This window comes from Curtobacterium sp. MCPF17_021 (genome assembly GCF_003234605.2).
Taxonomy (GTDB): domain Bacteria; phylum Actinomycetota; class Actinomycetes; order Actinomycetales; family Microbacteriaceae; genus Curtobacterium; species Curtobacterium flaccumfaciens.
Map to the genome: position 1 here is coordinate 3,494,625 of NZ_CP126252.1, position 24,941 is coordinate 3,519,565.

A 24,941-nucleotide genomic window follows, 5' to 3' on the forward strand; every position below is an offset into this window, starting at 1 on the left:
GTTGGGGGGACAAACGAAACTCCGGGGAAAGGGAGTCACACCGTGGCGAACATCAACGTCTCGTACGCAGACCTCGAGGCAGCAGCCTCCGACCTCAAGGCGGGCCAGGCAGACATCGAAGACCGTCTGTCGGCACTGCAGCGCAAGATCCAGCAGCTCATCTCGGACGGCTACGTCACCGACAAGTCGTCGGTCGCGTTCGGCGAGTCCTACGACGAGTTCAACCGTGGCGTGACCCAGACGGTCCAGGGGCTCGAAGGCCTCTCCACGTTCCTCTCCAAGGCCTCGCAGACCCTGTCCGAGACGGACGAGTCGCTGGCCTCCGGCCTCAAGGGCTGACACCGTCGTCGACCCCGTGCCCCGCGATCGCGTGGGGCACGGGGTCGACGCGGTTCCTGTGGCGCCGTCCTGACGGCGCCGGTTCGTGATCGGGGAGGGATTGTTCCGTGGCAGGCAAACTGCTGGTTGACCTGATGGGGCTCGGGGAGCTCCAGCACGACCTGACGACCGTGCACAGCACGCTCGAGCAGGCGCACAAGCGTGTCGACGCGTCCGACGACGAGATCGGTTCGGGGACGGTGCAGAACGCTCTGCACGACTTCGACCACCGCTGGGGCGACAAGCGGGACAAGATCAGCGAGTCGACGAAGGCGTTGGCGGACATGCTGAGCTCGTCCATCGAGACCTACACCGAGACCGACGAGCAGCTGGCACAGGCCCTGCAGGTCAACGACGAGAACGGCGGCGGCGGACCCGCTGCCTCGAGGGCGCAGTAGTCGTGGGGCGGCCGTCGGGGTGGGACGTTGTCGATCAGGGTGATGATCCGGTCAAGGGTGATCCGTCGACGTTGCGGATGATGGCGCGGGAGTACCAGCGCATCTCCGACGCGGCCGATGACGCCTCGACCCGGTTGCAGTCGGTGAAGGGGTCCGGGTGGCTGACCGACTGGGAGGGTGAGGCCGCTGATGTGTTCGTCGACGCGATCGAGGACACCCCGTCGGACCTGACCAAGCTCGTCGATTCGTACGAACTCGCCGCGACGGCGTTGTCGGGGTGGGCGGACTCGGTCGATGACACCCAGTACCGGGCTGATGGTGCGTTGGCGGATGCGAAGGACGCCACCGGGGACCTCGCCGCGGCGCAGGACCGGTTGGCGGATGCGCAGTCGACGTTGTCGCACTACGAGTCCGCGTCGAAGGACCTGTCGAAGGTTGCGGACAAGTACCCGGCAGGTTCCGACGTGCCGGACGGGGTGGATGTTCCCTCGCCGGCACAGTTGCGGGCAGCGTCCGACAACGCGTCCGTCGCGCAGGGGGCGGTGTCGTCGGCGCAGGGGGACATCTCGGCGGCGCAGTCGCGGATCGATGCGGCGAAGCGGCTCGTGGCGGATGCGAAGGGTGATTGGCAGGACGCGGAGCAGCGGACCGCGACGAAGATCGGTGAAGCTGCGGACGCGGGCCTCGGGAAGCAGTCCACGTGGGACAAGATCTTCGGGTCCGAGGCGTGGGAGACCATCGTGTCGGTGGCGAAGGTCGTCGTGGCGGTGGGTGGGATCATCGCGATGATCATCCCGGGGCCGTGGACGTTGATCATCGCGGCGATCGCGCTCGTGGTGTTGGCGGACACGTTGTACAAGATGAGCAAGGGCGAAGCCGACGGGTGGGACCTCGCGTTCTCCCTGCTCGACTGCGTCCCCGCCGGCGGCGCGGTCGCCGCTGCAGCTCGAACCGCGCGTCTTGCTGAGGGAGCAACCAAGCTCGCAGCACTCTCCAACACTGCTGCGCGCGTCGTTGGAGTGGGGCAACGAGCGATCACGGGCGTCCGAGGTCTGAGCACGGCGCTCAAGACCAAGGCATCCGTCGTGATCGAGAAAATGACCCAGGCGTTCCGGAGGGGCGAGCGCGAGCGTGCGTCAGTCCAGGAGATGGGTCACTCCTACTTCGACGCAGCGAGCTATCACTCCTACTACGAAGCCGGCGACAGCACAATCGGCGCTCCCGGCAGGCCCTTCTTCCTCATGCCGGAAGAGGACGCTCTGCAGTACGTGCACAACCCCATCGATGCAATGGTGCAGACAGGCTTGGCCCCCTCTGTACGCCAGGCTGTGATGCACAATGAGCCCGTGTACGGGATTCGGTTCCCTTTGGAAGGAACCTCCCCCCGGCTCCCTTCAGCAGCGGATGCTGCTGGGAACCTCAACTACACGCCCGGGGGGCACACCGCCGTAGCGTTCGAGGAAGGGCACATGATCAACGAGACACGCGAGTTCGTGATCGACGGTGGTCGCCCAGTTCCGGCAGGGTCTGAGGTGTTCCAGCTCATGGACAACGGAGAACGAATGGTGGTCCGCCGCTTTGGATGAAGCTGCCCAGGTAGAACCCCGCAACCGGTTGGAACAGCTGATCCTTGAGGGACGGGCCGGGCGAGCGGACCAGTTTGTCGTGGCGGACGCGGTATGGAACACGCCGATTGCGGTGTCGTCAGCGACTCCCGCCAAGGGTTTCGAGGATCTCGCACCCGTGCTGTTCGACCGTGACGGAACCCCGATGGTGGCGGCGTTCTCCGATCCAAGCCGGATCGGTGAGGTCGGGGAGAAGGCCGGCTACTTCTTGCTCATGACGGGCGGGGAGCTTTTCCGCCGACTGCGCCCCGAGTTCGGCGTCGTCCTGAATCCTCGGACGTTCGAACTCGGCATGGAATTCCTGCCTACCTCCATTGCTGACTACATCCGGCGGCTGGGTTGAGGCCAGCGGCCGGACTCATCGAGCCAGGGTGCTCCGTCTGCACCGCGGCGACGCAACGTCACGGCCGCGTCGAACTCTCCATCGGGGTGAGTCGGGCGCAGCAGAGTGAGTACTTCCGCTGCGTGGCTTGCGATACCTACTGGAGCCTGTACGACCGATCACTCGTCGTCGTTGGGGAAGAAGACATCCCTGACGACCTCCAGACATCCTGGCGCGATGACGACGGTAACCTCCGCGAAGCACCGCTCCCGCCTTACGTTCCTTTCGCGCGACACGCCGAACTACCTGCGGCGATCACCACCAGTACCCCGGTCCATGTCAAGAACTCGGGCGGCACTACCGATCTCCCCTTCACGCACGACCTCGTCCGCGAGATCCCGGCCGGACCACTTGCGTCCCGGATCGCCCTCTGCCTAGTACTTGCTCGCTTGGCGGATGTCTTGTCTTCCCCCAGCGATACTGCCCAGGTGCCGCGGACCTTCCAGCGAGTCGAGTACGTCGACACTCTTGGTCACCTGCATGTTGGATACGGGGCTCGTCTGGATGGGAGAGCTCGATTCGAAGACGTTGCGCCGCGAGTTCGCTTCCCGACGTTCGGGCGGAACGTTTACTCCGCGACACCTCGCAATCATGTGAGCGACCCCGATTCCGGAATGCTGGTGAGAATCGGGCCAGGGGCCGACCTCGATCTCCCCGGAAGCCCGTTCAACGCCCTGCTCCTGAGCGGCGAATCGTGACCGCAAGTCCCGTTGCTGATGCCGATGCCGATGCGCATCGATACCCATCGTGCACCGCCACGCGCGACAGCAGGTCCTCGACCGATCGCGGGGAGTGCCAGATGATCCGCGAGTGCCTGCCGAACGTGCTCGTGGTGGGGCATGCCGTGAATCGAGAGTTCGCCGACGACGGACGACTGGTCGTCGACATTGTGCTCAGCCGAGCACGACCCCAGGAGGCGCGCTCGTGCACCCGGGCATCCCCTTCGTCCATGCCCTGCGGCTCGGTGAGTGACATGACGACCTACGAATTGTCGGAGTCGATGCAAAGCGAAACGCGCCCGTTCTACACGGATCACTGATCTTGGAACGTATCCCCGCGGTAGCTGTCCCCGACACGCTCCACCTCGCAGTGGACTCAAGCGGCGAGCGCGTCACCGAACCGTACGACCGGGGCGTCATGGTGGAGTTCGCCTACTCCATTGCAGGCGATCGGCCCGCTGGGCGGGGCACGTCCACTCGGCAGGTGAGCCGTCAATCACTCATCGACGATGAGACCAGCGGTCGGTACATCGTCCAAGTCGACGCAGCAGCAGATCGTTTCGAGGGGCTCCCAGTCGTGGACAGACCCGTTCGTCATCATGGGCTCCTGCCGATCCCGACCCGCGCAGTTCATGCACTGCCGATCACAGCGATCCAGGGGATCTGGGCCGAGATCGTCCGCGACACGGCACGACCGCAGTCGGCCTGGCGGTTGTTCGAATCTGCTTCCCGTCCGACGCTGAACCTGGTGATCGACCGCGATCCTGCCGAGTGGCGGGCGCGGGCGACCACGGCGCTGGGGCAGAGGCCACACCCGGAGATAACGGTCGTCGAGGACCTCGACGAAGTTCCGCGAATCTGGCGCAATGCCGCCCGTCATCTCCTGGCCGCCGAGGTGAGCGCTTGACGCCCTCCACATTCGACCGCCGACGACGCGCAGGCTGGAAACGAGTTGTCGATCTCGGTTTGTGGGTGCTCGGGACGGAAGACGGTGTGCGCGCCGTGGCCTCGCTGCGGCTCGGTGCGTGACATGACGACCTACGAACGAACCGCTCACAGGAACGGCACGAGCGCGCCAGCGACCGTGATCGTCGAGATGGACCTGACGAACCCCGACCATCAGGTGCGCTACACCGTGACCGTGTTGCTGCTGGGCACAGAGCACACGGCCACGGCGTACGACGCCTTCGAGGCGCTGAGCCTGGTGCGCGAGGCGCTCGACGACGAGGGCTGGCTCCTGGGCGTGCAGGGGGCCCGCGTCGACGTGTGGCCGAGTGGGATGGCGCGACAGCAGGGCGGTGGCATGCGGGCGTACCGACTCCGCCGCGGTCGTCGGCCTCGGTTCAAGGACCTCGTCGATGTGTTCGCCCCGGCCGACGAACACCTCGGCACCGTGCAGGCGCAACGCGCGTTCGTCGAGGCGAAGTTCCCCGACGCCTGACCGGGTGCCGGCGACGACCGTCCGTGACTCCCTGAACGCCCAGCCCCTGCGAGCGGTTGGGTGGGTACATGTCCTCTGCCCCGCTCTCCGGTGACGACTCCCTGCACCTGCCCGAGTTCGACAACCCGCCAGCGTCTCCGCTCGACCTCGCTCGCGAGTGGCTGTCCGCGGCGAAGGACCGGGAGGTCTCCGAGCCGCTCTCGATGACCCTCGCCACGGCCGGTGCCGACGGCCGCGTGTCCGCTCGCACCGTCGACGTGAAGCGAATTGCGACCAACGGACTGGTCTTCGGGACGTCGGAGGACAGCCCGAAGGGCCGGCAGCTCGCCGAGAACCCGCACGCAGCCCTGCAGGCGTACTGGCGCGAGACGATGCAGCAGCTCCGGTTCGAGGGCCACGTCGTCCGGCTGTCGGACGCCGAGTCCGACGCCCTGTTCGCGGACCGCTCCCCGAAGTCACGCGCCGCGACGGCCATCGCCGATCAGTCCGCCGTGCTCGAGCCCCGCACCCTGCAGGACCTGATCGACGACGCGAACGACCTGCTCGACGACTCCGGCGACGACGTCCCCCGGCCGGCACGGTGGGTTGCCTGGCGTCTCGAGCCCGACATCGTGGAGTTCTGGCACGGTAGCCGTGACCGGATGCACCGACGACTGCAGTACGCACTCGCCGAGGGCGCCTGGACGGCCACACGCCTCCAGCCCTGAGGCCGACGGTCGGCGTTCAGTCCCTGGACCACCACGCCGGCTGAGCGGGTTCGACTCGGACCGTGAGCGATCGAGCATCGTTCGATCGTTCCGCGATGACGAAGCGGCTCTCAGCGGGGTCGACGGTACCGATCCGCCACACCGGCCACGAGTGCGGCCCGAGTTTGGGATCGAACCACGGCGCGGGCCCGTTGTCGTCCTCGCGCAACGCGCGCCGGACGCTCTTCGGATCGAGCTCCGGAAATCCCCCGGCGCGCGCTGCCGCGATCATGCGCTCTGCTGCGGCATCGACGGCGGCGGACCGTTCCGCCCGTGGGTTCCGGGTGATCCAGTACGCAGCGAGGTACCCGATCACCACGAGGCCGATCGCCGCAAGGGTCACGACCCACGGTCCAGCGTCGGGATCGACCGTGAGGGCCCGCGCCCCCTACCGCCCGATCGGGTTCGCCATCGCCCCCGCCCGGATGAGCGACGCCGACTGGTCCGCCAGGTCCACCATCGACAGGGTGTTCCGCAGCTGCAACCGGTTCAGGCACGAGTGCTCGAACGTCGGCACCCGCAGGTCCAGGGGACGACGGCGGTCCGGGTGCGCGGCGGCGTGGGCGTCGATGCACTCCCCCACGACCTGCCAGAAGCGGGACTCCGGCAGCACCCCGTCGTCGTCGAGGATCGCGGCGACGAACCGCAGCACCCCGTCGAACACGTCGGTGAACACCGCGAGCGCGGCCTCGTCGTCGGACACCGGGTGCACGATCCGGTCGATGTCGGCGGGGACCGGGCGGTCGTCGTGCCGACCGAGCACCGCGGCCTCCTCGCCGATGTCCTTCATCACGGCCCGGACCACGACGCCGTCGCGCACGACGAGCACCAAGTTCTCGCCGTGCGGCATGAACACCAGGTCGTGCACGGTCAAGCAGTGGACGACCGGCAGCAGGTAGGCGTCGAGCCAGCGCCGGACCCAGACGTCGGCGGGCAGGCCGGAGGCCTCGATCAGCGCCGAGACCACGGCGTTCCCCGAGGCGTCCCGGTGCAGCAGCGCCGCCATCGTCAGCAGTCGCTCGCCGTCCGCCACCCGCGGCAGAGGACTCTCCCGCCACAGGGCCGCGAGCATCTTGCGCTGCGGTGAGGACACGTCGACCCGGTGGTAGGCGTCCCCCGTGTAGCCGATGGCGGCGTGCTCCCGGAGCACCGAGAACCCGGCGGCGGCGAGCGTGGGATCGGCGGAGACGATCGACTCGACCCAGTCGTTCACGGCCGGGGTGTTCCGCATGTACGCGGGCGACATCCCCCGCAGGAACCCCATGTTCTGCACGGCGAGCGCCGTCTTCACGTACGAGCGTGCCGGCTCGGTCCGGTTGAACGCGGTGCGGATGGACTGCTGCGGCTGGTACTCGTCGGGCCCCTCGCCCAGGTCGACCAGGTCCTGTCGGCCCAGGTCGGGTGCGAAGGTCACGGCGATCCGGTGCTGCCACTGCCAGGGGTGCACGGGCAACCACACGTAGTCGTCGGGGTCGAGCCCGCGACGCTCCAGCGTGGCACGGAACCCGGCCACGACCGCCGCCGACAGCTCGGACTCCCAGTGCGCCTGTTCGGTCCGGTCCGCGGCGAGCGCCAGGTGCGTGTGCTCGCGTCGGGCGGCGAGCCACCGGTACCGGAACCGGCCGCCGGACTCGGGCGCGAACGCCCGGTACTCGTCGAGCCCGAACCCGATCCGCCCGTTTGCGGCGACGAACGCCGGGTGTCCTTCGGTCATCGCCGCCTCGACGTCCTGGAACGACGCGACGACGTCCTCGACGAAACCGGTCGCACCGGACGAAACGGACGCCCCGCCCGCCCCGGCCCCGCCCCGCCCCCGCGCCAGCTGCGCCGCCGACGGCCCACCCCGCCGGTGCTTGGCCGCGGCACTCGCCAGCGTCGACGCGATCTCCTCCAGGTACGTGCCGAGCAACTCGTCGGGGATCCCGAGCACCGCGCGCAGCTCGAGCACGAGTTCCTGCGCGCTGAGCGGCGCCGGCGCCCCCGCACGGGTCCGCGTCAGCGAGGCCTCGTCCATCGACCAGTGCTCGAGCACGTGCTGCCGCGCCCGGAACCGGTAGGTCGACTCCCCCGCGTCGAGCCGCCACCCGTCCCCGTCCGGCACGGGTGCGATCAGCCGTTCGTGGGCGAACTCCCCGATCGCCTTCGCGACGAGGTGCCGTTCGGCGGGCTCCAGGTGCTCGGGCCGCAGGTGCGCGGCCGGCCCGTCGTCATCGGGGACGCCGATGCGATCGGTGTCGAGCACCGACAACAGGGCCCGCTTGCCGTCGACGTCCACCTGTCGCAGGGCGCGGAACCCGACCTCGGCGTTCTTCGCCTGCACGGCGGTGTTCCGCACGTCCGGTTCGACGACGACCCGGCGCGCGCCGAGGGCGTCCCGGCAGTGCTCGACGACGGCACGCATCACCGCGCTGGTCAGGCCGTGCACACGACGGTCCGCGGGTACCGGCGCGACGAGCAGGTGCATGCCGACGTCGCCGGGTTCGGCCGCCCACACGTCGGCGAGCAGGACGGCGGAGGGGTCGTAGGTCTCCGCCAGGAAGCACGGTTCACCGTTCCGGCGGCCGAGCCACGCTGCCTGCGCAGGGTCCGCCTGCACGCCGGCCAGGTAGGCACGCACGGCGTCCACGTCGAGGTCACCCATCTCCCACCACGACGACGCCGGGTGGGCGAGCCACGACTGCACGACGGCGGCGTCGCGTTCCGGGTCCACGGGTTCGACGGTCAGGAGGCCCGGCTCGGCTCCCCCAGGCGCGGTCGCGTCCGGCGCCGTGGTGGTCACGGTCGTGCTCATGCGGAGACCTCCGCGGGCTCGGTCGCGGGGCGGGCCGGCGCGCGCTCCGCGGCGCCGGGGCGGGCGGTGGACGGCGCTGCTGCTGACTGCTCCGAGGCGGGCAGGCCGAACTCCTGGAAGGCGATCCGGGCCTCCAGGCCGTACACGGGGCGACCCGTGACGGACCGGATGATCGACGCGTTCCGCCACGCGCCCATGCCGAGGTCTGGCGCGGTCAGGCCGTGCGTGTGCTCCTCGGCGTTCTGCACCCAGATGCGTCCGCCCAGGGTGTCGACGTGGTGGTCGCGGGCGACGGCCACGCGACCGCGGGAGTCGCGGGCGACGAGGTGCTCGACCGGGTCGAGGAACCGCGGGACCCGCGGGGTGTACCCGGTGGCCAGCACCAGCTGCTCGACCTCGTGCTCGTACGTCTGGTCGAGCTGCTCGTGGCGGAGCGTCAGCCGGTAGGTGCCGCGGTCGGCGAGCCAGGCGGCGTCGACGACGCTCGTCTCGGTCCGGAGCGTCGTCGGGACGGGGCCGCGCGCACTGATCCGGTAGAGCTGGTCGTACAGGTCGTCGACCAGGTCGGCGCTGATGCCCTTGTACAGGCCGCGCTGCTCCCGCCCCAGGCGGTCGCGGACGGCTTCGGGCAGCCCGTGGAAGTGGTCCGTGTACTCCGGGCTCGTCATCTCGAGGGTGAGCTTGGTGTCCTCCATCGGGAAGAACCGGGGCGACCGCGTGATCCAGTCGAGGCGGTAGCCGTCCTGCCGGATGTCCTCGAGCAGTTCGCGGTAGACCTCGGCGGCGGACTGCCCGCTGCCGACGACGGCGATCGACCCGGCGTCGCGCAGGGCATCGCGGTTCGGCAGGAACTCGGCGGAGTGGACCGCCGGTCCGCCGATCCCGCGCAGCGGGGCGGGGACGGACGGCTCGGTGCCGATGCCCACGACGACGTGGTGTGCGCGGTACGTCTCGGGACCCTGATCGGTCTCGGCGTGCACCGTGAACGTGTCGGTGACCGGGTCGTGCTCGACGGCGGTCACCCGGCGGCCCCACCGCAGGGTGTCGAGCCGGTCGGCGGCCCAGCGGCAGTAGGCGTCGTACTCGCTGCGCAGGGGGTGGAAGTCCTCGCGGATGTAGAACGGGTACAGGCGCCCGGTCTCCTTGAGCCACGCGAGGAACGAGAACGGCGAGGTCGGGTCGGCCATCGTCACCAGGTCGGCGAGGAACGGTACCTGGATCGTGGCGTCGTCGAGCATCATGCCGTGGTGCCAGGCGAAGCCGTCAGCCGCGTCGAGGAAGACCGCGTCGAGCTCGGCGATCGGGTCCGTCAGGCAGGCGAGGCCGAGGTTGAACGGGCCGATGCCGATGCCGACGACGTCGTGCACGGGCTGCTCATCGCGGTTCATCGGTTCGCTCCCTCGGTCTCGGTGGTGGCGGCGCGCACCCGGGCGGCCGTCGCGACGACGTGCTCCAGCGACGCGCGCATCTGCTCCGGCGTCGTCTCCGGGTTGAGCAGTGTGAGCTTGTTGCACGGCCGGCCGTCGATGACCGTCTTGGCGATGAGCACCCGGCCCTCGGCGAGCAGGGCCGAGCGGATCGGGGCGACCAGCGCGTCGGCGGCCTCGTCGGTCATGCCGGCGGGCTGCCAGCGGAACAGCACCGTGCTGAGCTGCGTCGGCGCGACGAGCACCAGGTCCGGGTGCTCCTCGACGATCCGGTGGGTGGCCGCGGCGAGGTCGATGACGGCGTCGAACGCGGCACCGATCGCGTCGGCACCGGTCGCCCGCAGCGTGGCCCAGAGCTTCAGGGCGTCGAACCGGCGGGTGGTCTGCAGCGACTTGTCGACCTGGTTCGGCTCGGCGGCGTCCTCCGGGTTCAGGTAGTCGGCGTACCAGGCGGTGCGGCGCAGGTCTTCCGGGCGCTGGACGAGCAGGGCGCTCGACGACACCGGCTGGAAGAACGACTTGTGCAGGTCGGCGGTCACGCTCCGGGCCCGTTCGACGCCGTCGAGCAGGTGCCGGCGCGTCGGTGACACGAGCAGACCGCAGCCGTACGCGGCGTCGACGTGCAGCCAGACTCCCTCCAGATCACAGACGTCCGCGATCGGCTCGAGCGGGTCGATCACCCCGCGGTCGGTGGTGCCGGCGGTGGCGACGACGGCCATCGGCGTCTGCCCGGCTGCGCGGGCGGCGGCGATCGCCTCGGCGAGGGCGGCGGGCACCATCCGGCCGGCGTGGTCGGTGGCGACGGCGACCACGGCCTCGAGCCCGAGCAGTCGCGCCGACTTCGCGATGCTGAAGTGGGTCTCCGCGGTCGTGAACACGGTGCCGCTGCTGCTGAGGGCCTCGCGCGCCAGCAGCAGGGCCTGCAGGTTCGACTGCGAGCCGCCCGAGGTGAAGATGCCGTCCCCCGCGGCGAACCCGATCCGACCGGCGAGCCAGGCGACGACGTGCCGCTCGATCTCGGTGCCGATGCGGGACTGGTCCCAGGTGTCGACCGACGGGTTCACGGCGGCCAGGACCGACTCGGCGGCGACCGCGGGCAGCGCGACCGGGCAGTTCAGGTGCGCGAGGTACGCCGGGTCGTGGAACCAGACGGCCTCGCGGACGAACAGCTCGTCGAGTTCGGCGAGCGCGCGGTCCGTCCCGAGGGGTTCGGCGTCGAGGTCGACGTCCTGCACCCGGGCCCGGAGGACCTCGGGAGCAGTGTCGGTCGTCGGACGGTCGGCGGCGGCGAAGCGGTCGGCCAGACGGTCCACCGTGGACGTCACGGCGGAGCGGTAGCGCTCGGCGGTGGCGGTGGTCAGGAGTTCGACGGGAGGTGTCACGTTAGGTAAGGCTAACCTCACCAACCGTCATCGTGCCACCCGAACGAGGGGCGCGCCGAACGGCCGGGCGTGTCAGACGCACGTCTGCCGGGCAGCCCGAGCCCCCACCCACCGCGCGGGTCAGGCGTCCGCCGCCGGGCGTCAGGCGTTCATGAACTCGCTCGGCTGCAGTGCCCGGCCGACGATGCGCACGTCGCCGATCGACCCGACGAACACGTTGTCGAGCTTGTCGCCGTAGCGGTACCCACCGAGCAGCCACGGCTTGCCGATCGTGCTGAGACCGCGGTTCGGGGTGGACGGGTTGCGCACGACCGGGCACCCGTCGACGTAGAGCACGGTGTGCGTCCCGTCGTTCACCACGGCCACGTGCCACCAGGCGCCGAGCGGCAACTCGTGCCCCCAGTTGGTCAGGGATCCGTCCTGGCTCGTCGGGTACACGCACCACTGCAGTTCGCGGTCCCCCGACAGGCTCAGCGTCACCGCGGGCTCGTCCGGGTCGCCGTCGGCTCCGGTCGCCTTCCCCACCTGGCCGGCGCTCGAGTACTGCGACAGCAGGGCACTGAAGCCGTTCGCACTCGGGTCGAACGTGGTCGGCAGCGCGAAGAATGCCTCGACCGTGTAGCCGCGGGGGAAGTGGGTCCGGTTGAGCGGTGCCGTGTCGACGGTCTGCAGGTGGTCGCCGCCGGTCTTGCCGCCCTGCAGCGCGAGGCTGCCGGCGCCCGGCTGGTCGGGGTGGTGCGCCGCCGTCCAGCGCAGCGCCCCTGCGACGGCACCGGTCCGCCGGGCGACCACCAGGTCGTTGCCCTTGCCGCTCTGGTCGCGCACCCGTGTCGTCGGCGCGAGCGCCGCCCCGTCCGGGTTGCCGTCGAACCGCCAGTACGCCAGCGTCCCCGGCACCAGCATGCGTGCCGCCGGCCGGGAGGCCCGTGGTGCGACCGGCGCGAACCCCGCGAAGCGCGCGTCGAAGTCCACCGCCATGGTGAAGCGGTCGACGTCGCCGCTGAGCGCGGTCTCCTGCGCTGCGAGCTCGTTCGCGTCGCCGAGTCCGCCGGCGAGCAGGAAGGGCGACAGCGTCTCGACGTCGATGACGTTCCGCTCGAGGTCGACGTGGTACAGCCGGATCATGGCCGCCCCGCCGTAGTAGCGGTTCTGGTAGTTGGTCAGGTGGAGTGCGACGTCGTGCCCCACGGCGTTCTTCACCGTCATGCGTCCCGGCCCCCAGTAGTGCCCGTTGAGCGTCAGGAACACCTGGTCGTGCTTCGAGATGAAGGAGTCCCAGAGCTGCTGGCCGTAGGGGTCGAACGCCGCTCCACCACTGGCGTCCGAGTCGACGAGGGCGTGCGTCGTGAGGATGACCGGGGCGTGCGGCCGGGCCGCGAGCACGGAGCTGGCCCAGGCGAGCCCGCTCGCGCTCGTCCGCCAGTCGAGTGCCAGGACGACCCACTCGCGGCCGGCCGCGGTGAACCGGTGGGCGGTGTTGTAGCCGTCGGGGCTCGAACCGATCCAGCCAGGGGCCTTCCGGAACCGCTGCGGACCGAACACGTCGAGGTACGGGGTGCGGCCGCGCTGGTCGTCGGTCGAGGAGTCGATGTCGTGGTTGCCGGCGAGCACGCTGTAGGGCGCCCCGGCTCGGTCGAGCACGTCGAAGACTGCACCGGATGCGCGCATCTCGGACGCCGCACCGTTCTGGGTCAGGTCGCCGAGGTGGACGAGGAACACCGTGTTGTGCCGGGCCTGCTCGCGGACGACGTACTCGAGCGAGGCGCGCATCGGTGCCTGGTCGACCGCGGCGCCGTCGAACATGTACTGCGTGTCCGGCATCACCGCGACGGTGAAGCGTGGCGAGGTCGTGTCCGGGCGCCACCGTCCGGTGTGGCCGCGCACCACGGCTGCCTGCGCGGCCGCGGCCGATCCGCCGAGCGCTGCCGGAGCCGCAGCGGGTGCCGCGGTCAGCGCGTCGGCGACGGCCGGGGCGCTGCCGAAGCCGTTCGACGCCACGAGACCGGCGGCACCGGCGAGTCCGGACCCGACCAGGAAGCCCCGGCGGGAGACCGGGATGCGCTTGCTGCGCTCTCCGGCGTGGTCGTTGGCGTCGTCGCGGTCGTCAGGGCTGTTCTGCACAGCACCGCACCGTACGGATCGCGGGGGAACGCCCCGGGTCCGTTCCGTGAACTCCAGACCGGCCGCGGCTGCCGGTTCGGTGTGGACCGGTGAGGGCTCCTACAGCTTCTCGATCGGGGCGATCTTGATGAGGAGCTTCTTGCGGCCCGCGGAGTCGAACGCGATCTCGGCGATGCGCTTGGCGCCCTGCCCCGTCACCGCGGACACCGTGCCCTCGCCGAAGTCGACGTGCTTGATGCGGTCGCCGGCGACGAGTTCCATGTCGCCGTTGTCGCGCACCTGCCCGGACACCCGGTTCGCCCACTCGGTCTTCGGACGGGTCTTCGAGGCCGCTGCTGCACGGTCGTACGAGCCGCCGCCCCAGCCACCACCACCGCGGTAGCCACCGCCGCCGCCACCACCGCCGCCGAAGCCGCCGTCACGCTTGGCGTTCAGGGCGCGGGGCTGCGTGCCACCGCGGCTGTTCGCCATGCCCGGGGACTGCTTCCACTCGATGAGCCCCTCGGGGATCTCCTGCAGGAAGCGCGAGGGCATCGCCACGTTCACGTCGCCGAACTGGGCACGGGTCATCGCGAGGGAGAGGAACAGGACCTTCTTGGCGCGGGTGATGCCCACGTAGAACAGCCGGCGCTCTTCCGACGGGCCGCCGGGTTCGTTGGCGGACATCCGGTGCGGGAGCAGGTCCTCCTCGACGCCGGTCAGGAACACCGCGTCGTACTCCAGGCCCTTCGCGGTGTGCAGCGTCATCAGCGACACCGTGCCCGACGAGTCGTCGAGCTCGTCCGCGGCGGCGACCAGCGAGACCTCGGTCAGGAAGTCCGACAGCGTGCCCTCGGGGTTGTTCTTCTGGAACTCACGCGTCACGGCCACGAGCTCGTCGATGTTGTCGGCACGGGCGGCGTCCTGCGCGTCGGGCGACTTCCGCAGGTTGTCGAGCAGCCCGGAGCCGTCGAGCAGCTGCGTCAGCGTGTCGACCACCGGCTGCGTCGGGGCCTTCTCGGACACGGCGTCGAGCAGCGCGGCGAACTCGGTGATGGCGTTCCGCACCTTCGGCCCGAACCCGAGCTCCCCCGCGTGCCGCAGGGCGTCACGCATGGTGGTCTCGTGCTCGTCGGCGTAGCGCTGGAGCGTGGTCTCGGTGACCGAGCCGATGCCGCGCTTGGGCACGTTGAGGATGCGGCGCAGGGCCATCGGGTCGGCCGGGTTGGCGACGGTGATCAGGTACGCCATGGCGTCCTTGATCTCGGCGCGCTCGTAGAACTTCGTGCCGCCGAGCACCCGGTACGGGATCGCCGCACGGATGAAGATCTCCTCCAGCGCACGGGTCTGCGAGTTGGTCCGGTAGAACACCGCCATGTCGCGGTAGTCCATGCCGTCTTCACGCAGGCGCTGGATCTCGTCGGCGACGAACTGCGCCTCGTCGTGGCCGGTGTACCCGGTGAAGCCGACGATCTTCTCGCCGGCGCCGACGTCGGTGAACAGGCTCTTCGCCTGGCGGTCGAAGTTGTTCGCGATGACGGCGTTCGCCGCGTCGAGGATGTTCTGCGTCGAGCGGTAGTTCTGCTCGAGCAGGATCGTCTTGGAGTTCGGGAAGTCCCGCTCGAACTCGACGATGTTGCGGATGTCCGCCCCGCGGAACGCGTAGATGGACTGGTCGGAGTCACCGACCACCGTCAGGGACGCGGGGGCGATCGAGCCGTCGGTCTCGCGCATCCGGGCGACGTGCTGGCCGGAGTCCTCGAGCTTGTCGACCTGTTCGACCGGCACCGGGCGGGTGAGCTCACGGATCAGGGCGTACTGGGCGTGGTTCGTGTCCTGGTACTCGTCGACAAGGATGTACCGGAAGCGGCGCTGGTACAGGGCGGCGACGTCCGGGAAGGCCCGGAACAGGAACACCGTCTGCCCGATGAGGTCGTCGAAGTCGAACGCGTTCGCCCGGCGGAGTTCGTTCGTGTAGCGCCGGAACACCTCGGTGAACATGACCTCTTGCGGGTCGTTCACGTTGATGTTGCGCGCGTAGGTGTCGATGTCCTGCAGCTCGTTCTTGAGCTTCGAGATCTTCGACGCCGCGGCGCCGACGGTCAGCCCGAGGGAGTCGGCCTCGAGTTCCTTGATGATCCGCTTCAGCAGCGCCTTGGAGTCGGCGGAGTCGTAGATCGTGAACGACTGCGGGAACCCGAACCGCTCGGCTTCGCGCCGCAGGATGCGCACGCACGCCGAGTGGAACGTGGAGATCCACATCCCCTCGGCCTCGCCACCGACCAGGGCCCGGACGCGCTCGCGCATCTCGGCGGCGGCCTTGTTGGTGAACGTGATCGCCAGGATCTGCGACGGCCACGCTTCGCGGTTGGCGAGCAGCAGCGCGATGCGGCGGGTGAGCACGCTCGTCTTGCCGGAACCGGCGCCGGCAACGATCAGCAGGGACTCGCCGCGGTACTCGACGGCTTCCTTCTGCTGGGGGTTCAGACCCGCGGTGAACGGGTCTTCGTACGCGCGGGCACCGGCGCCCGGCTCGGGCGTCGATTCGAAGGGGTCGAGCACGATCGTCATGTTCGGGACATTCTAGGCGAGACCCCCGACAGCGACCTCGTGCGGCAGGATGGCGCCGTGGCGATCACACCGGACCGACCTGACGTCTTCGTGCTCCCTGCGATGTCGGCCGCGGTCCCCACCACCCAGGACGTCCTCTGCATCCTGCCTCCGGACGGGCGCGACGACCCCGCCGCGATCGTCGAGAGCCACCGTCGGGCCCGTGCTCAGCGGTCTCGACAGGACACGGCGGGGTGCCTGGTCCCGCTGTCGGTCGGCCTGGTCACCGCTGGGCTGTGCCTGGCCGTACTCGGGGCCCTCGCTGCGTCGACGTTCCCGAGGAGTGCCCGGCTCCTCGTCGCCGTCGTGGTGTTCCTCGTCGTCTCGTCCGCCGTCGCGGTCCTCGTCGATCGACGGCGGCGCCGACAGCCACCGGTGCAGGCCCTCCCGGTGACACCGATCGACCCTCGGGTCGCCCGTCTCGCGCCCGGGGACCTGCCCGCGGCCGAGGTCATCCGTGCCTCGGCAGTCCTGCAGGCGCTCGACCGTGCGCGTGCCGACCTCCGGAAGGGTGAACACGACGCCGACCTGACGGACGCGCAACGGACGGTCTCGCCCGGCGACCGGAGCTCGTGGTTCTACCGGCCCGAGGACCTGGCCGGGCTCCGCGCCGCTGCCACGTCCGCACGCGATGAGGCCGCCGAGGTCCTCCGGTCAACCGGCATCCCGCTCGAGGCGCTCGAGGACTGACCGGGCACGCACCGCCAGGTCGGGGTGGTCGGCGAACACTCCGTCGAGTCCGGTGCGGATCACGGACGTGAACCACCGCTCCCAGTCGCCGAACGCCGCGACGTCGCCGCCACGACGCAACGGCGACGGCAGGAACCGGTTCTCCGGCCGGAGGGTCCACGTGTACACCGCGAGTCCGGCGGCGTGGGCGCGGTCGACGATCGCACTGCGCACCGGCGTCGGGTCGTCGAGTGCGACGCTGTCGACGCCGGCCATCAGGGTGCCGAGGTCGACGCTGATGCCGTGGAACTCGGTCGCGAACGACGCGAGCGCGTCCTCGGAGCGCTCGGCGGCGTAGGTGGGGGCGAGCGATCCGTGGGACGCGACCTCGTCCGCGGCGCTGCCACGGGCCTCCTGGAGGTACACGAGCCGACCACCGGTCCCCCGTTCGCGCAGGTCGCGCAGCACGCCCTTCTCGAAGCTCTCCACCGTGAGCCGCTCGTCCTGCCGCCACCCGGCCTCGCCAAGCGCGGCGTCGACGAGTGCACCCATCGGGAACCCGGCGCGGTCGAAGGACGCGGCGTGCTTCACCTCGGCGACGAGCCCGACCGGGCGGGGCGCCGCGTCGAGGATCGCGAGCAGGTCGACGAGCCGCAGGATCGGTTGCGCACCGTTGTGCTCGGCGGATCCCGGGCGCAGCACCGGCAGGCGCTCGCGGGTGCGGAGCGTCTGCAGCTCGGCCCACGTGAAGTCCTCGGTGAACCAGCCGGTCAGGGTCTGGCCGTCGACGGTCTTCGTCGTGCGCAGGTGCCGGAACTCGGGATGGTCGGCGACGTCCGTGGTGCCCGAGACCTCGTTCTCGTGCCGGAGCACCAGCACGCCGTCCTTCGTGGGCACCAGGTCCGGTTCGATCGCGTCGGCGCCGAGTTCGATCGCGAGCTCGTACGCGCTCCGCGAGTGCTCGGGGCGGTAGCCGGACGCACCGCGGTGGGCGATCACGAGGGTCATGGCGCGACCCTACTGGCCGCGGGTGACCAGCGGGGCACCTGTGTCGCGGGACACACGCGTCGCTCCGTCGGCCGTCGTTCCCAGCGACGACGCGGAGCATCACCGCATGACCGTCCGTTCGCTCTCCACCGCCGTCGAGGCCCGGATCGACCGCGCCGCTCGCCGCCTGCTCGACGCCGGGCATCAACCGCACCGGCCCGTCCGGGTGTTCGTCACCGAGTTCCTGGTGTTCGGCGCAAAGCAGGCCTGGGCGTGCGCGTTCGGGGCGCTGCTGCTCGCGACCATGGCGGTGGTGCACCTGACCGTGCCCGCGGCGATGCGGAACGACGTCCTGACGATCGCGGCCGTGCTGCTGCAGGTCGGGATGCTCGTGTTCGGGCTCGAGACCCTGCGGGAGCTCCGGGTCGTCCTGCTGTTCCACGTCGTCGGCACCGCGATGGAGGTGTTCAAGACCCACATGGGCTCGTGGACCTACGAGCCCGGCGGGCTGTTCGTCGTCGCCGGGGTGCCGCTGTTCTCGGGGTTCATGTACGGCGCCGTCGGGTCGTACATGGTGCGGGTCTACCGGCTGTTCGACCTGCGGTTCGACCGGTACCCGCGGCAGTGGCTGCTGGCGGTCGTGGCGGGCGGGATCTACCTGAACTTCTTCGGCCACCACTTCGTCGCCGACGCCCGGTACGTGCTGCTCGCGCTCGTCCTGCTGCTCTTCGCTCGCACGACCATGCACGTCCGGATCCACCGGGCGACGCTGCGGATGCCCGTCCTCGTGGCGATGGCCCTCGTCGCGGTGTTCATCTGGGCGGCGGAGAACGTCGCGACCTGGGCCGGGGCGTGGAGCTACCCGGCGCAGCTCGCGGTGTGGCAGCCGGTGGCGCCGACGAAGATCGTGGCGTGGTTCCTGCTCATGACGATCTCGGTCGCGCTCGTCACGTGGCTCTACCCGGCGCTGCCGTCGGGACGGGCGCGCTCGACGGGCTCGACGGGCTCGACGGCGGACTCTCGACGTCCTCGGGGCGCGCGTGCAGCGGGCGACCCTAGGCTTCCCTCGACGGGGCCCGCCGGGCCCGCGTCCGCTCGCCGCGAATCCTCAGCCTTCCGCGACCGAGCGCCCCTAGGCTGAGAGGACTCGAATCTCCTAGGAAGAGGACACCATGGCCTTCAAGCCCGGTTTCGACCAGTCCCCCGCCTTCAACGCACAGGGGGCAAACACCTGGGGCGGGCGCGGTGCTGGTCAGCAGCAGGCCGGCTGGGGACAGACCCCGCAGCAGGCCCAGGGCGGCATGACCCCCGAGCAGCTGCAGTACATGTACGACCGTCCGACTGCGTCCCCGGTGGACACCGACCGCATGTCGTACGAAGACACCATCGTCAAGACGCTGCTCGCGTTCGGCGTGCTCGTCGTCGGCGCGGTGGCCGGTTGGAACCTGCCCCCGGCCGTCTGGGTCGTCGGCGCGCTCGTCGGGTTCGTCCTGGCGCTCGTCAACACCTTCAAGAAGAAGCCGTCGCCGGGTCTGATCCTGACGTACGCGTTCTTCGAGGGGCTGTTCGTCGGTGGTATCTCGAACTACTTCCAGACCGCGTTCCCCGAAGCCGACGGCATCGTCGCGCAGGCCGTGTTCGGCACCCTGGGTGTGTTCTTCGTCACCCTGCTCCTGTTCCGCTCGGGCAAGGTCCGCGCGACTCCGAAGGCCACGCGTTTCTTCCTGATCGCGATGGTCGGGTACATGGCGTTCTCCCTGGTGAACCTGGTTCTGATGTGGACCGGCGTGACGCAGAGCGCGTTCGGCCTGATGGGCGTGACGCTCTTCGGCATCCCGCTCGGTGTCCTCATCGGCGTGTTCGTCGTGCTGATGGCCGCCTACTCACTGATCCTCGACTTCGACCAGATCAAGACCGGTGTCGAGCGCGGGGCACCTCGCATCTACGCCTGGACCGCGGCGTTCGGCCTGATCGTGACGCTCGTCTGGCTGTACCTCGAGATCCTGCGCATCCTCGCCATCATCGCGAGCAGCTCGCGCAACTAGTACCACCGCACACACGAAGGGCCCCGGCGCTGCCGGGGCCCTTCGTCGTTCCCGGGCCGGTGGAAGCGAGAGCGGCGGCCGGCGGTCCCGGGGCGGCCCCAGCGGTCACAACACCCCGCCGAACGCCCGCCGAGTGGTCACGAAGTGTCGTCCGGGCCGGGGCCAGCCGACAGTTCGTGACCCCTCGGCACCGGGCCCGCGGGGTGTCGTGACCACTCGACGGCCCCGGCAGCGCCCACGCCCAAAACTCCAGCCGGCCGAGGTCGCACAACGCGCCGCCCGTGCAGCGCCCGGGTCGCGCGAACTGCCGTCCGACGTCCCGGCAGACGGCAGTTCGTGCGACTCCGGCACCGACCCCGGGACGCGCCCGGACGCACGAAGGCCCGGCACGCGTGACGCGTACCGGGCCTTCGTGACTCAGGGGAGACCTACTCCCACTCGATCGTCCCCGGCGGCTTCGACGTGACGTCGAGCACGACCCGGTTGACGTCGGGCACCTCGTTCGTGATGCGGTTCGAGATCTTCGCGAGTGTGTCGTACGGCAGACGCGTCCAGTCGGCGGTCATGGCGTCCTCGGACGAGACCGGACGGAGCACGATCGGGTGTCCGTAGGTCCGGCCGTCGCCCTGCACGCCCACGGAGCGGACGTCGGCGAGCAGCACGACCGGGCACTGCCAGATCTCCTGGTCGAGACCGGCCGCGGTGAGCTCTTCGCGGGCGATCTTGTCGGCCGCGCGGAGCAGTTCGAGCCGCTCCTTCGTGACCTCGCCGACGATGCGGATGCCCAGGCCCGGCCCGGGGAACGGCTGACGACCGACGATGACCTCGGGCAGCCCGAGCTCGCGGCCGACCGCGCGGACCTCGTCCTTGAACAGGGTGCGCAGCGGTTCGACGAGCTCGAACGTCATGTCCTCGGGCAGGCCGCCGACGTTGTGGTGCGACTTGATGTTCGCGGTGCCCGCTCCGCCGCCGGACTCGACGACGTCGGGGTAGAGCGTGCCCTGCACGAGGAACTTGACCTCGGCATCAGAGTCGGACGCCTGGGCCTCGAGCACGAGTGCCTCGGCCGCGCCCTCGAACGTGCGGATGAACTCGCGCCCGATGATCTTGCGCTTCTGCTCGGGGTCGCTCACGCCGGCGAGGGCGTCGAGGAACTGCTGCTCGGCGTCGATCGTGATGAGCCGGACACCGGTGGAGGCGACGTAGTCCTCTTCCACCTGCTTGCGCTCGTCGGCACGCAGGAGCCCGTGGTCGACGAAGACGCAGGTCAGCTGGTCGCCGACGGCCTTGTGCACCAGTGCTGCGGCGACGGCGGAGTCCACACCACCGGAGAGCCCGGCGATGACCCGCGCGGAACCGACCTGCTCGCGGATGCGGGCGACCTGCTCCTCGATGACGTTGCTGGAGTTCCAGTTGCCGGGCAGGCCCGCGGCACGGTGCAGGAAGTTCTCGAGCACGGCCTGGCCGTACACGGAGTGCTTGACCTCGGGGTGCCACTGCACGCCGTAGAGCTTGCGCTCGTCGGACGCGAACGCCGCGACGGGCGTCGATGCGCTCGAGGCGAGCACCTCGAACCCGGCCGGTGCCTTGGCCACGGAGTCGCCGTGCGACATCCACGTCACCTGGTCCGCCGGCTGGTCGCCGAGCAGGGTGCTGGTGCCGGGGGCGAGGGTCACGTCGGTGGCGCCGTACTCGCGCAGACCGGTGTTCGCGACCTCGCCACCGAGGGCGGTCGCCATGGCCTGGAAGCCGTAGCAGATGCCGAGCACGGGAACGCCGAGGTCGAGGATGTCACCGTCGAGGGACGGCGCGCCTTCTTCGTACACGGACGACGGGCCACCGGACAGCACGATGGCCGCCGGGTCCTTGGCGCGGACCTCGTCCGCGGTGATGGAGTGCGGCACGATCTCGCTGTAGACGTTCGCTTCACGGACCCGACGCGCGATGAGCTGCGCGTACTGGGCCCCGAAGTCGACGACGAGGACGGGACGCTGTTCGGTCTCGCTCACCGAGCGGCCTCCTTCTCACGCTGCTGGGCAGCGATCAGCTCGTGGTAGGTGTCCATGGCCCGCTGCTGCATGCGGTGTTCGACCACGAAGGACATGAACGGGATGATGCCCCCGAGGGCGATGAGCAGGAAGCGCGACGGCCTCCAGCGCATGATGCTCCACAGACGGAAGTCCGTGAAGAGGTAGAGCACGTACAGCCAGCCGTGGGCGATGAGGATCGCGATCGACAGGTTGAACGTGCCCGGGGTCTCGCCCGCCGTGCCGTTGGGCACGAAGAACGGACCGTTGCCGAGCTGCATCTCGAGCTGCAGCGGCGTGTACTTGATGATGACCTCGACCACCAGGGCGAGCAGCAGCACACCGGTGATGTACGCCGAGACGCGGTACCACTTCACCGCCCCCGGGATCTTGGGGATGTCACGGGTTCGGACGGTCAGGGCCATGCCGGCAATCCTACCGTCGGAGCGCGTCGGCTTCGGTGGCGAGCGCTGCCTCGCGCTCCTCTTCCTGCTCGCGCTCCCAGGCGTCCTTCACGAACCGGTACCAGAGGAACACGGCGAAGCCGGCGAAGACGACCCACTCGATCGCGTAGAACAGGTTGAGCCAGTCGAACTGGACCTCGCGCGACGGCGCACGGTCGGCGATGGTGCCGAGGTCCGCGGCCTTCGCGGTGGTGCTGTCGGCGACCACGTACCCGAGGTACATGCGGTCGTCGAAGGCCTGCCAGGTGTTCACGAACCGGGCGGGGGCGACTGCGGAGTACTCGCCCTTCTTGTAGGCGTCCTGGTCGGGCGACTCCGCCGGGTAGTAGCGGCCCTGGATCGTGAGCGTCTGGCCGTCCGCCAGGCGCTCGCCCCCGGCCACGGCGGCCGGCCGCTGGTCGGACCACCCGATGACGACCGGGAGGCTCGCCCCACCATCCGAGTCCACCAGGTGACCGACGGTCTGGTACTTCCCACCCCCGGTGCGGCCGGTCAGGACGGTGGTGTCGTCGGCGACGAAGGTCCCGGTGACGGTGACCTTCTGCCCGGCGAGACTCTCGCTGACGGGACGCTCGGGGGTGGTGACCGCCTCGAGCGTCCGGCGGGTCTCGGTGGTCGCCGGCAGGGGCTTGCCGTTGGCGATCGACCGCTCCAGCTGCCACTTGCCCAGCCCGGCGAACACCGCCGCCAACACGAGCGCCAGCAACAGCAGCGCGATCCACCTCGGTCGTCGGGCAACGGCCCACATCTGTATCAGTACTCCGGATCGCGCTGTCGGACCGGGCGCTCGGGGCGCTCGGCGGGGATCTCGACCGGCGACGTCACGGGGGCGGACGTCGGCTCGGACCCTTCATTGTCTCGCTCGTCCCTGCCAGCAGCCTCGACGAGCGCGAACTCCTCGGCGAACTGGCGGTCCCGCTCGGCCTTCCGCGCCGCGGCGGTGGCGTCCGCCTCGGCCTCGGCCGCTTCGGCGCTCTCGGCAGCGGCTGCGGCGGCACGTCGGCCGCCCAGGCGTCCGCGCAGGCGGATGAGCCGGCCCGGGCGCACCACGAGGCGGCCGATCCGGTCCGAGTTCACCGCGAGCAGCGGCCCGAGGACGGCCATGCAGAGGACGTAGAGGCCCGCGAAGGCGGTGATCCGCGCCTCCAGCCCGGCGGCAGCCGACAGCGTCGCGAGGATCAGCGCGAACTCGCCACGGTTCACCAGGATGACGGCGGTGTTGATGCCCTGCTGGACGTTGAAGCCGTTCATCCGCGCGACGATCTGGCCGGCGACCGCGTTGAGCACGACCGTCATGCCGATGGCGCCGAGGACGGGCCAGAGCACCTCGCCGAAGGTCGACAGGTCGAGGCCGAGCCCGAAGTTGACGAAGAAGAACGCGGCGAAGACGTCGCGCATCGGCAGGGCGAGCTGTTCGATGCGGTCGCGGTACCGGGTCGCTCCGCAGAGCAGGCCGATGACGAAGGCACCGATGGCGTCGGTCACGCCGAGCAGGTCGCCGATGCCACCGAACATGACCGCGAGTCCGAAGAACAGCACCGTGAACAGCTCGTCGTCACGGGTGGCGAAGATCTTCGAGACCCACTTGCCCGCGAAGCGCGCGAGCGTGAACATCACGATGAGGAACCCGAACGCCAGTGCCAGCTTGCCGACGACAGCCCAGACGTTGGTGTCACCGGAGAGCACGACCGAGACGATCGCCAGGTAGACGGCGATGAAGACGTCCTCGATCACGGTGACACCGAGGATCATCGGGGTCTCGTCGTTCGCCAGGCGCCGGAGCTCGATGAGGAGCTTCGTCACGATGGCGCTCGAGGACGTCGCCGTCATGCCCGCGATGATCAGGGCTTCTCGGGTGCCCCAGCCGAGCGAGAACCCGAAGGCGAACCCGACGCCCATGTTGATGACGACGTAGGTGCCGCCCGACACCAGGAGCTTGCCGGCGTTGCCGTAGAACTCCTCTTGGTCGAACTCGAGCCCGAGGTTGAACAGCAGCAGGATGAGCCCGAACGTCGCGATAAGCTCGATCGTGTGGGACTCGACGCTCAGCCCGAACCACGGGGTGTTCGGACTCGCGACGAGTCCGACCACCATGTAGATCGGGATGGCCGGCAGACCGATGGTCTTGCCGAGCCGACCCAGGACGTAGGCGATGACGAAGAGCACACCGATGGTGAGCAGCTCACCACCCAGGTGCATGCGCTAGCTCTTCCGCGGGGCCTCGGCCGAGGCGGCCGCAAGCTCTCCGCTGCGGTAGAAGGAGAACGCCTTGGCGACCTTCTCGGGGGATCCGGCGACGACGATCGTGTCTCCGGGGAAGACGACGAAGTCCGACGAGGGCGCCGGGTTGGCGCTGTCGCCACGGACCACGGCGACGACGGTCAGGCCGATGAAGCCCGAGTCGTGCAGGTCACCGAGGGGCTTGCCCGCGATGGCGTCGTCGTAGTCGACGGAGAACCAGTCGATGGACAGTCCCGGGATCTCGTCGAGCTTGTCGAGGCCCTCGGTGATCCGGGTGCCGCCGAGGAGCTCGGCGAGCGTGTGCGCTTCGTCCTCGCTGAGACGCAGCGAGACCTTCTCGGACTTGTCCGCGCCGTCGGAGACGTCGGCGAACGAGATGAGGTCGGAGTGCCCCGACCGGTGCGTGATGACACCGCACTTGCCACCGTCGTCGGTGTAGAAGCTGTGCAGCACGCCGACTCCGGGGAGTTTGACGCGATGGACGTCGACCATGATGGCTCCCTCTTCGA

The 24,941-nt window shown here is 69.9% G+C and carries 23 protein-coding genes; 11 read left to right on the plus strand and 12 right to left on the minus strand.

Annotated features, from left to right (window positions below; translation table 11 throughout):
- Positions 1–42: 42 nt before the first annotated feature.
- The 8 genes from DEJ29_RS16465 to DEJ29_RS16500 all read left to right on the plus strand — a co-directional run bounded on the left by DEJ29_RS16465 (position 43) and on the right by DEJ29_RS16500 (position 5,650).
- Positions 43–339, plus strand: coding sequence for a WXG100 family type VII secretion target (locus tag DEJ29_RS16465; RefSeq protein ID WP_071404660.1), 297 nt, complete (start codon positions 43–45; stop codon positions 337–339).
- A 107-nt stretch (positions 340–446) separates the two neighbouring features.
- A complete protein-coding gene (locus DEJ29_RS16470; protein ID WP_146248402.1) occupies positions 447–776 on the plus strand; it encodes a DUF6507 family protein in 330 nt (109 codons plus the stop codon).
- A 2-nt stretch (positions 777–778) separates the two neighbouring features.
- A complete protein-coding gene (locus DEJ29_RS16475) occupies positions 779–2,362 on the plus strand; it encodes a WXG100 family type VII secretion target (RefSeq protein ID WP_284173921.1) in 1,584 nt (527 codons plus the stop codon).
- On the plus strand, positions 2,355–2,744 hold the full coding sequence (locus DEJ29_RS16480) for an SseB family protein (protein ID WP_181438305.1): 390 nt from the start codon (positions 2,355–2,357) through the stop codon (positions 2,742–2,744). Before DEJ29_RS16475 ends, DEJ29_RS16480 begins: the two co-directional genes overlap by 8 nt.
- A gap of 733 nt (positions 2,745–3,477) precedes the next feature.
- Positions 3,478–3,822 carry a hypothetical protein gene (locus DEJ29_RS16485; RefSeq protein WP_146248420.1) on the plus strand — a complete coding sequence of 115 codons (345 nt, stop codon included), beginning with the start codon at positions 3,478–3,480 and terminating at the stop codon, positions 3,820–3,822.
- A 2-nt stretch (positions 3,823–3,824) separates the two neighbouring features.
- Positions 3,825–4,409 carry a hypothetical protein gene (locus DEJ29_RS16490; RefSeq protein WP_111096124.1) on the plus strand — a complete coding sequence of 195 codons (585 nt, stop codon included), beginning with the start codon at positions 3,825–3,827 and terminating at the stop codon, positions 4,407–4,409.
- A 123-nt stretch (positions 4,410–4,532) separates the two neighbouring features.
- Positions 4,533–4,943, plus strand: coding sequence for a hypothetical protein (locus tag DEJ29_RS16495; RefSeq protein WP_146248421.1), 411 nt, complete (start codon positions 4,533–4,535; stop codon positions 4,941–4,943).
- A gap of 68 nt (positions 4,944–5,011) precedes the next feature.
- Positions 5,012–5,650 (plus strand): pyridoxal 5'-phosphate synthase, encoded by a 639-nt coding sequence (locus tag DEJ29_RS16500; protein ID WP_111096126.1) that lies wholly within the window; start codon positions 5,012–5,014, stop codon positions 5,648–5,650.
- Positions 5,651–5,666: 16 nt separating this feature from the next.
- Here the strand turns inward: DEJ29_RS16500 and DEJ29_RS16505 are convergent, their stop codons facing one another.
- The 6 genes from DEJ29_RS16505 to DEJ29_RS16530 form a co-directional block, all read right to left on the minus strand.
- The gene (locus DEJ29_RS16505; RefSeq protein WP_111096127.1) at positions 5,667–6,032 is read right to left on the minus strand and encodes a hypothetical protein; all 366 of its coding nucleotides are present in this window, start codon (positions 6,030–6,032) and stop codon (positions 5,667–5,669) included.
- A 45-nt stretch (positions 6,033–6,077) separates the two neighbouring features.
- Positions 6,078–8,480, minus strand: a complete 2,403-nt coding sequence (locus tag DEJ29_RS16510) for a GNAT family N-acetyltransferase (protein ID WP_284173923.1) — start codon at positions 8,478–8,480, stop codon at positions 6,078–6,080.
- The gene (locus DEJ29_RS16515; RefSeq protein ID WP_111094846.1) at positions 8,477–9,868 is read right to left on the minus strand and encodes a lysine N(6)-hydroxylase/L-ornithine N(5)-oxygenase family protein; all 1,392 of its coding nucleotides are present in this window, start codon (positions 9,866–9,868) and stop codon (positions 8,477–8,479) included. Before DEJ29_RS16515 ends, DEJ29_RS16510 begins: the two co-directional genes overlap by 4 nt.
- Positions 9,865–11,289 carry a pyridoxal phosphate-dependent decarboxylase family protein gene (locus DEJ29_RS16520; protein ID WP_111094845.1) on the minus strand — a complete coding sequence of 475 codons (1,425 nt, stop codon included), beginning with the start codon at positions 11,287–11,289 and terminating at the stop codon, positions 9,865–9,867. The genes DEJ29_RS16515 and DEJ29_RS16520 overlap by 4 nt, the downstream gene beginning before the upstream one ends.
- A 141-nt stretch (positions 11,290–11,430) precedes the next feature.
- The gene (locus DEJ29_RS16525; protein ID WP_111094844.1) at positions 11,431–13,410 is read right to left on the minus strand and encodes a LamG-like jellyroll fold domain-containing protein; all 1,980 of its coding nucleotides are present in this window, start codon (positions 13,408–13,410) and stop codon (positions 11,431–11,433) included.
- Positions 13,411–13,509: 99 nt separating this feature from the next.
- Positions 13,510–15,960, minus strand: a complete 2,451-nt coding sequence (locus DEJ29_RS16530; protein WP_110863185.1) for an ATP-dependent helicase — start codon at positions 15,958–15,960, stop codon at positions 13,510–13,512.
- 57 nt (positions 15,961–16,017) lie between these two features.
- Here DEJ29_RS16530 and DEJ29_RS16535 point away from each other — a divergent pair, with 57 nt between their 5' ends.
- Positions 16,018–16,689 carry a hypothetical protein gene (locus DEJ29_RS16535; protein WP_111094843.1) on the plus strand — a complete coding sequence of 224 codons (672 nt, stop codon included), beginning with the start codon at positions 16,018–16,020 and terminating at the stop codon, positions 16,687–16,689.
- On the opposite strand, the gene DEJ29_RS16540 is transcribed toward DEJ29_RS16535, so the two are convergent.
- Positions 16,654–17,676 carry a glycerophosphodiester phosphodiesterase family protein gene (locus tag DEJ29_RS16540; RefSeq protein ID WP_111094842.1) on the minus strand — a complete coding sequence of 341 codons (1,023 nt, stop codon included), beginning with the start codon at positions 17,674–17,676 and terminating at the stop codon, positions 16,654–16,656. The genes DEJ29_RS16535 and DEJ29_RS16540 overlap by 36 nt on opposite strands.
- 106 nt (positions 17,677–17,782) lie before the next feature.
- On the opposite strand from DEJ29_RS16540, the gene DEJ29_RS16545 reads away from it, so the two are divergent.
- Both DEJ29_RS16545 and DEJ29_RS16550 read left to right on the plus strand, forming a co-directional pair.
- A complete protein-coding gene (locus DEJ29_RS16545) occupies positions 17,783–18,796 on the plus strand; it encodes a DUF817 domain-containing protein (RefSeq protein WP_111094841.1) in 1,014 nt (337 codons plus the stop codon).
- 31 nt (positions 18,797–18,827) lie between these two features.
- Positions 18,828–19,700, plus strand: coding sequence for a Bax inhibitor-1/YccA family protein (locus tag DEJ29_RS16550; RefSeq protein ID WP_111094840.1), 873 nt, complete (start codon positions 18,828–18,830; stop codon positions 19,698–19,700).
- Between the two features lie 428 nt (positions 19,701–20,128).
- Here the strand turns inward: DEJ29_RS16550 and guaA are convergent, their stop codons facing one another.
- The 5 genes from guaA to DEJ29_RS16575 are packed head-to-tail and all read right to left on the minus strand — an operon-like array spanning position 20,129 to position 24,924.
- Positions 20,129–21,709 (minus strand): glutamine-hydrolyzing GMP synthase, encoded by a 1,581-nt coding sequence (gene guaA, locus DEJ29_RS16555; protein ID WP_111094839.1) that lies wholly within the window; start codon positions 21,707–21,709, stop codon positions 20,129–20,131.
- Positions 21,706–22,152, minus strand: a complete 447-nt coding sequence (locus tag DEJ29_RS16560) for a DUF3817 domain-containing protein (RefSeq protein ID WP_017885467.1) — start codon at positions 22,150–22,152, stop codon at positions 21,706–21,708. Before DEJ29_RS16560 ends, guaA begins: the two co-directional genes overlap by 4 nt.
- A 10-nt stretch (positions 22,153–22,162) precedes the next feature.
- Entirely contained in the window at positions 22,163–22,939 is a 777-nt protein-coding gene (locus DEJ29_RS16565; RefSeq protein WP_111094838.1) for an SURF1 family cytochrome oxidase biogenesis protein, read from the minus strand.
- A 5-nt stretch (positions 22,940–22,944) separates the two neighbouring features.
- A complete protein-coding gene (locus DEJ29_RS16570) occupies positions 22,945–24,390 on the minus strand; it encodes a cation:proton antiporter (protein ID WP_111094837.1) in 1,446 nt (481 codons plus the stop codon).
- A 3-nt stretch (positions 24,391–24,393) separates the two neighbouring features.
- A complete protein-coding gene (locus tag DEJ29_RS16575; RefSeq protein WP_017885470.1) occupies positions 24,394–24,924 on the minus strand; it encodes a cation:proton antiporter regulatory subunit in 531 nt (176 codons plus the stop codon).
- Positions 24,925–24,941: the final 17 nt, after the last annotated feature.

Bases quoted from the DNA above. Each gene is read 5' to 3' on its own strand.
- DEJ29_RS16495 (WP_146248421.1), top strand. From the start codon at position 4,533: ATGACGACCTACGAACGAACCGCTCACAGGAACGGCACGAGCGCGCCA.
- DEJ29_RS16500 (WP_111096126.1), top strand. From the start codon at position 5,012: ATGTCCTCTGCCCCGCTCTCCGGTGACGACTCCCTGCACCTGCCCGAG.
- DEJ29_RS16510 (WP_284173923.1), bottom strand. From the start codon at position 8,480: ATGAGCACGACCGTGACCACCACGGCGCCGGACGCGACCGCGCCTGGG.
- DEJ29_RS16515 (WP_111094846.1), bottom strand. From the start codon at position 9,868: ATGAACCGCGATGAGCAGCCCGTGCACGACGTCGTCGGCATCGGCATC.
- DEJ29_RS16530 (WP_110863185.1), bottom strand. From the start codon at position 15,960: ATGACGATCGTGCTCGACCCCTTCGAATCGACGCCCGAGCCGGGCGCC.
- DEJ29_RS16540 (WP_111094842.1), bottom strand. From the start codon at position 17,676: ATGACCCTCGTGATCGCCCACCGCGGTGCGTCCGGCTACCGCCCCGAG.
- DEJ29_RS16545 (WP_111094841.1), top strand. From the start codon at position 17,783: ATGACCGTCCGTTCGCTCTCCACCGCCGTCGAGGCCCGGATCGACCGC.
- DEJ29_RS16550 (WP_111094840.1), top strand. From the start codon at position 18,828: ATGGCCTTCAAGCCCGGTTTCGACCAGTCCCCCGCCTTCAACGCACAG.
- DEJ29_RS16560 (WP_017885467.1), bottom strand. From the start codon at position 22,152: ATGGCCCTGACCGTCCGAACCCGTGACATCCCCAAGATCCCGGGGGCG.
- DEJ29_RS16565 (WP_111094838.1), bottom strand. From the start codon at position 22,939: ATGTGGGCCGTTGCCCGACGACCGAGGTGGATCGCGCTGCTGTTGCTG.
- DEJ29_RS16570 (WP_111094837.1), bottom strand. From the start codon at position 24,390: ATGCACCTGGGTGGTGAGCTGCTCACCATCGGTGTGCTCTTCGTCATC.
- DEJ29_RS16575 (WP_017885470.1), bottom strand. From the start codon at position 24,924: ATGGTCGACGTCCATCGCGTCAAACTCCCCGGAGTCGGCGTGCTGCAC.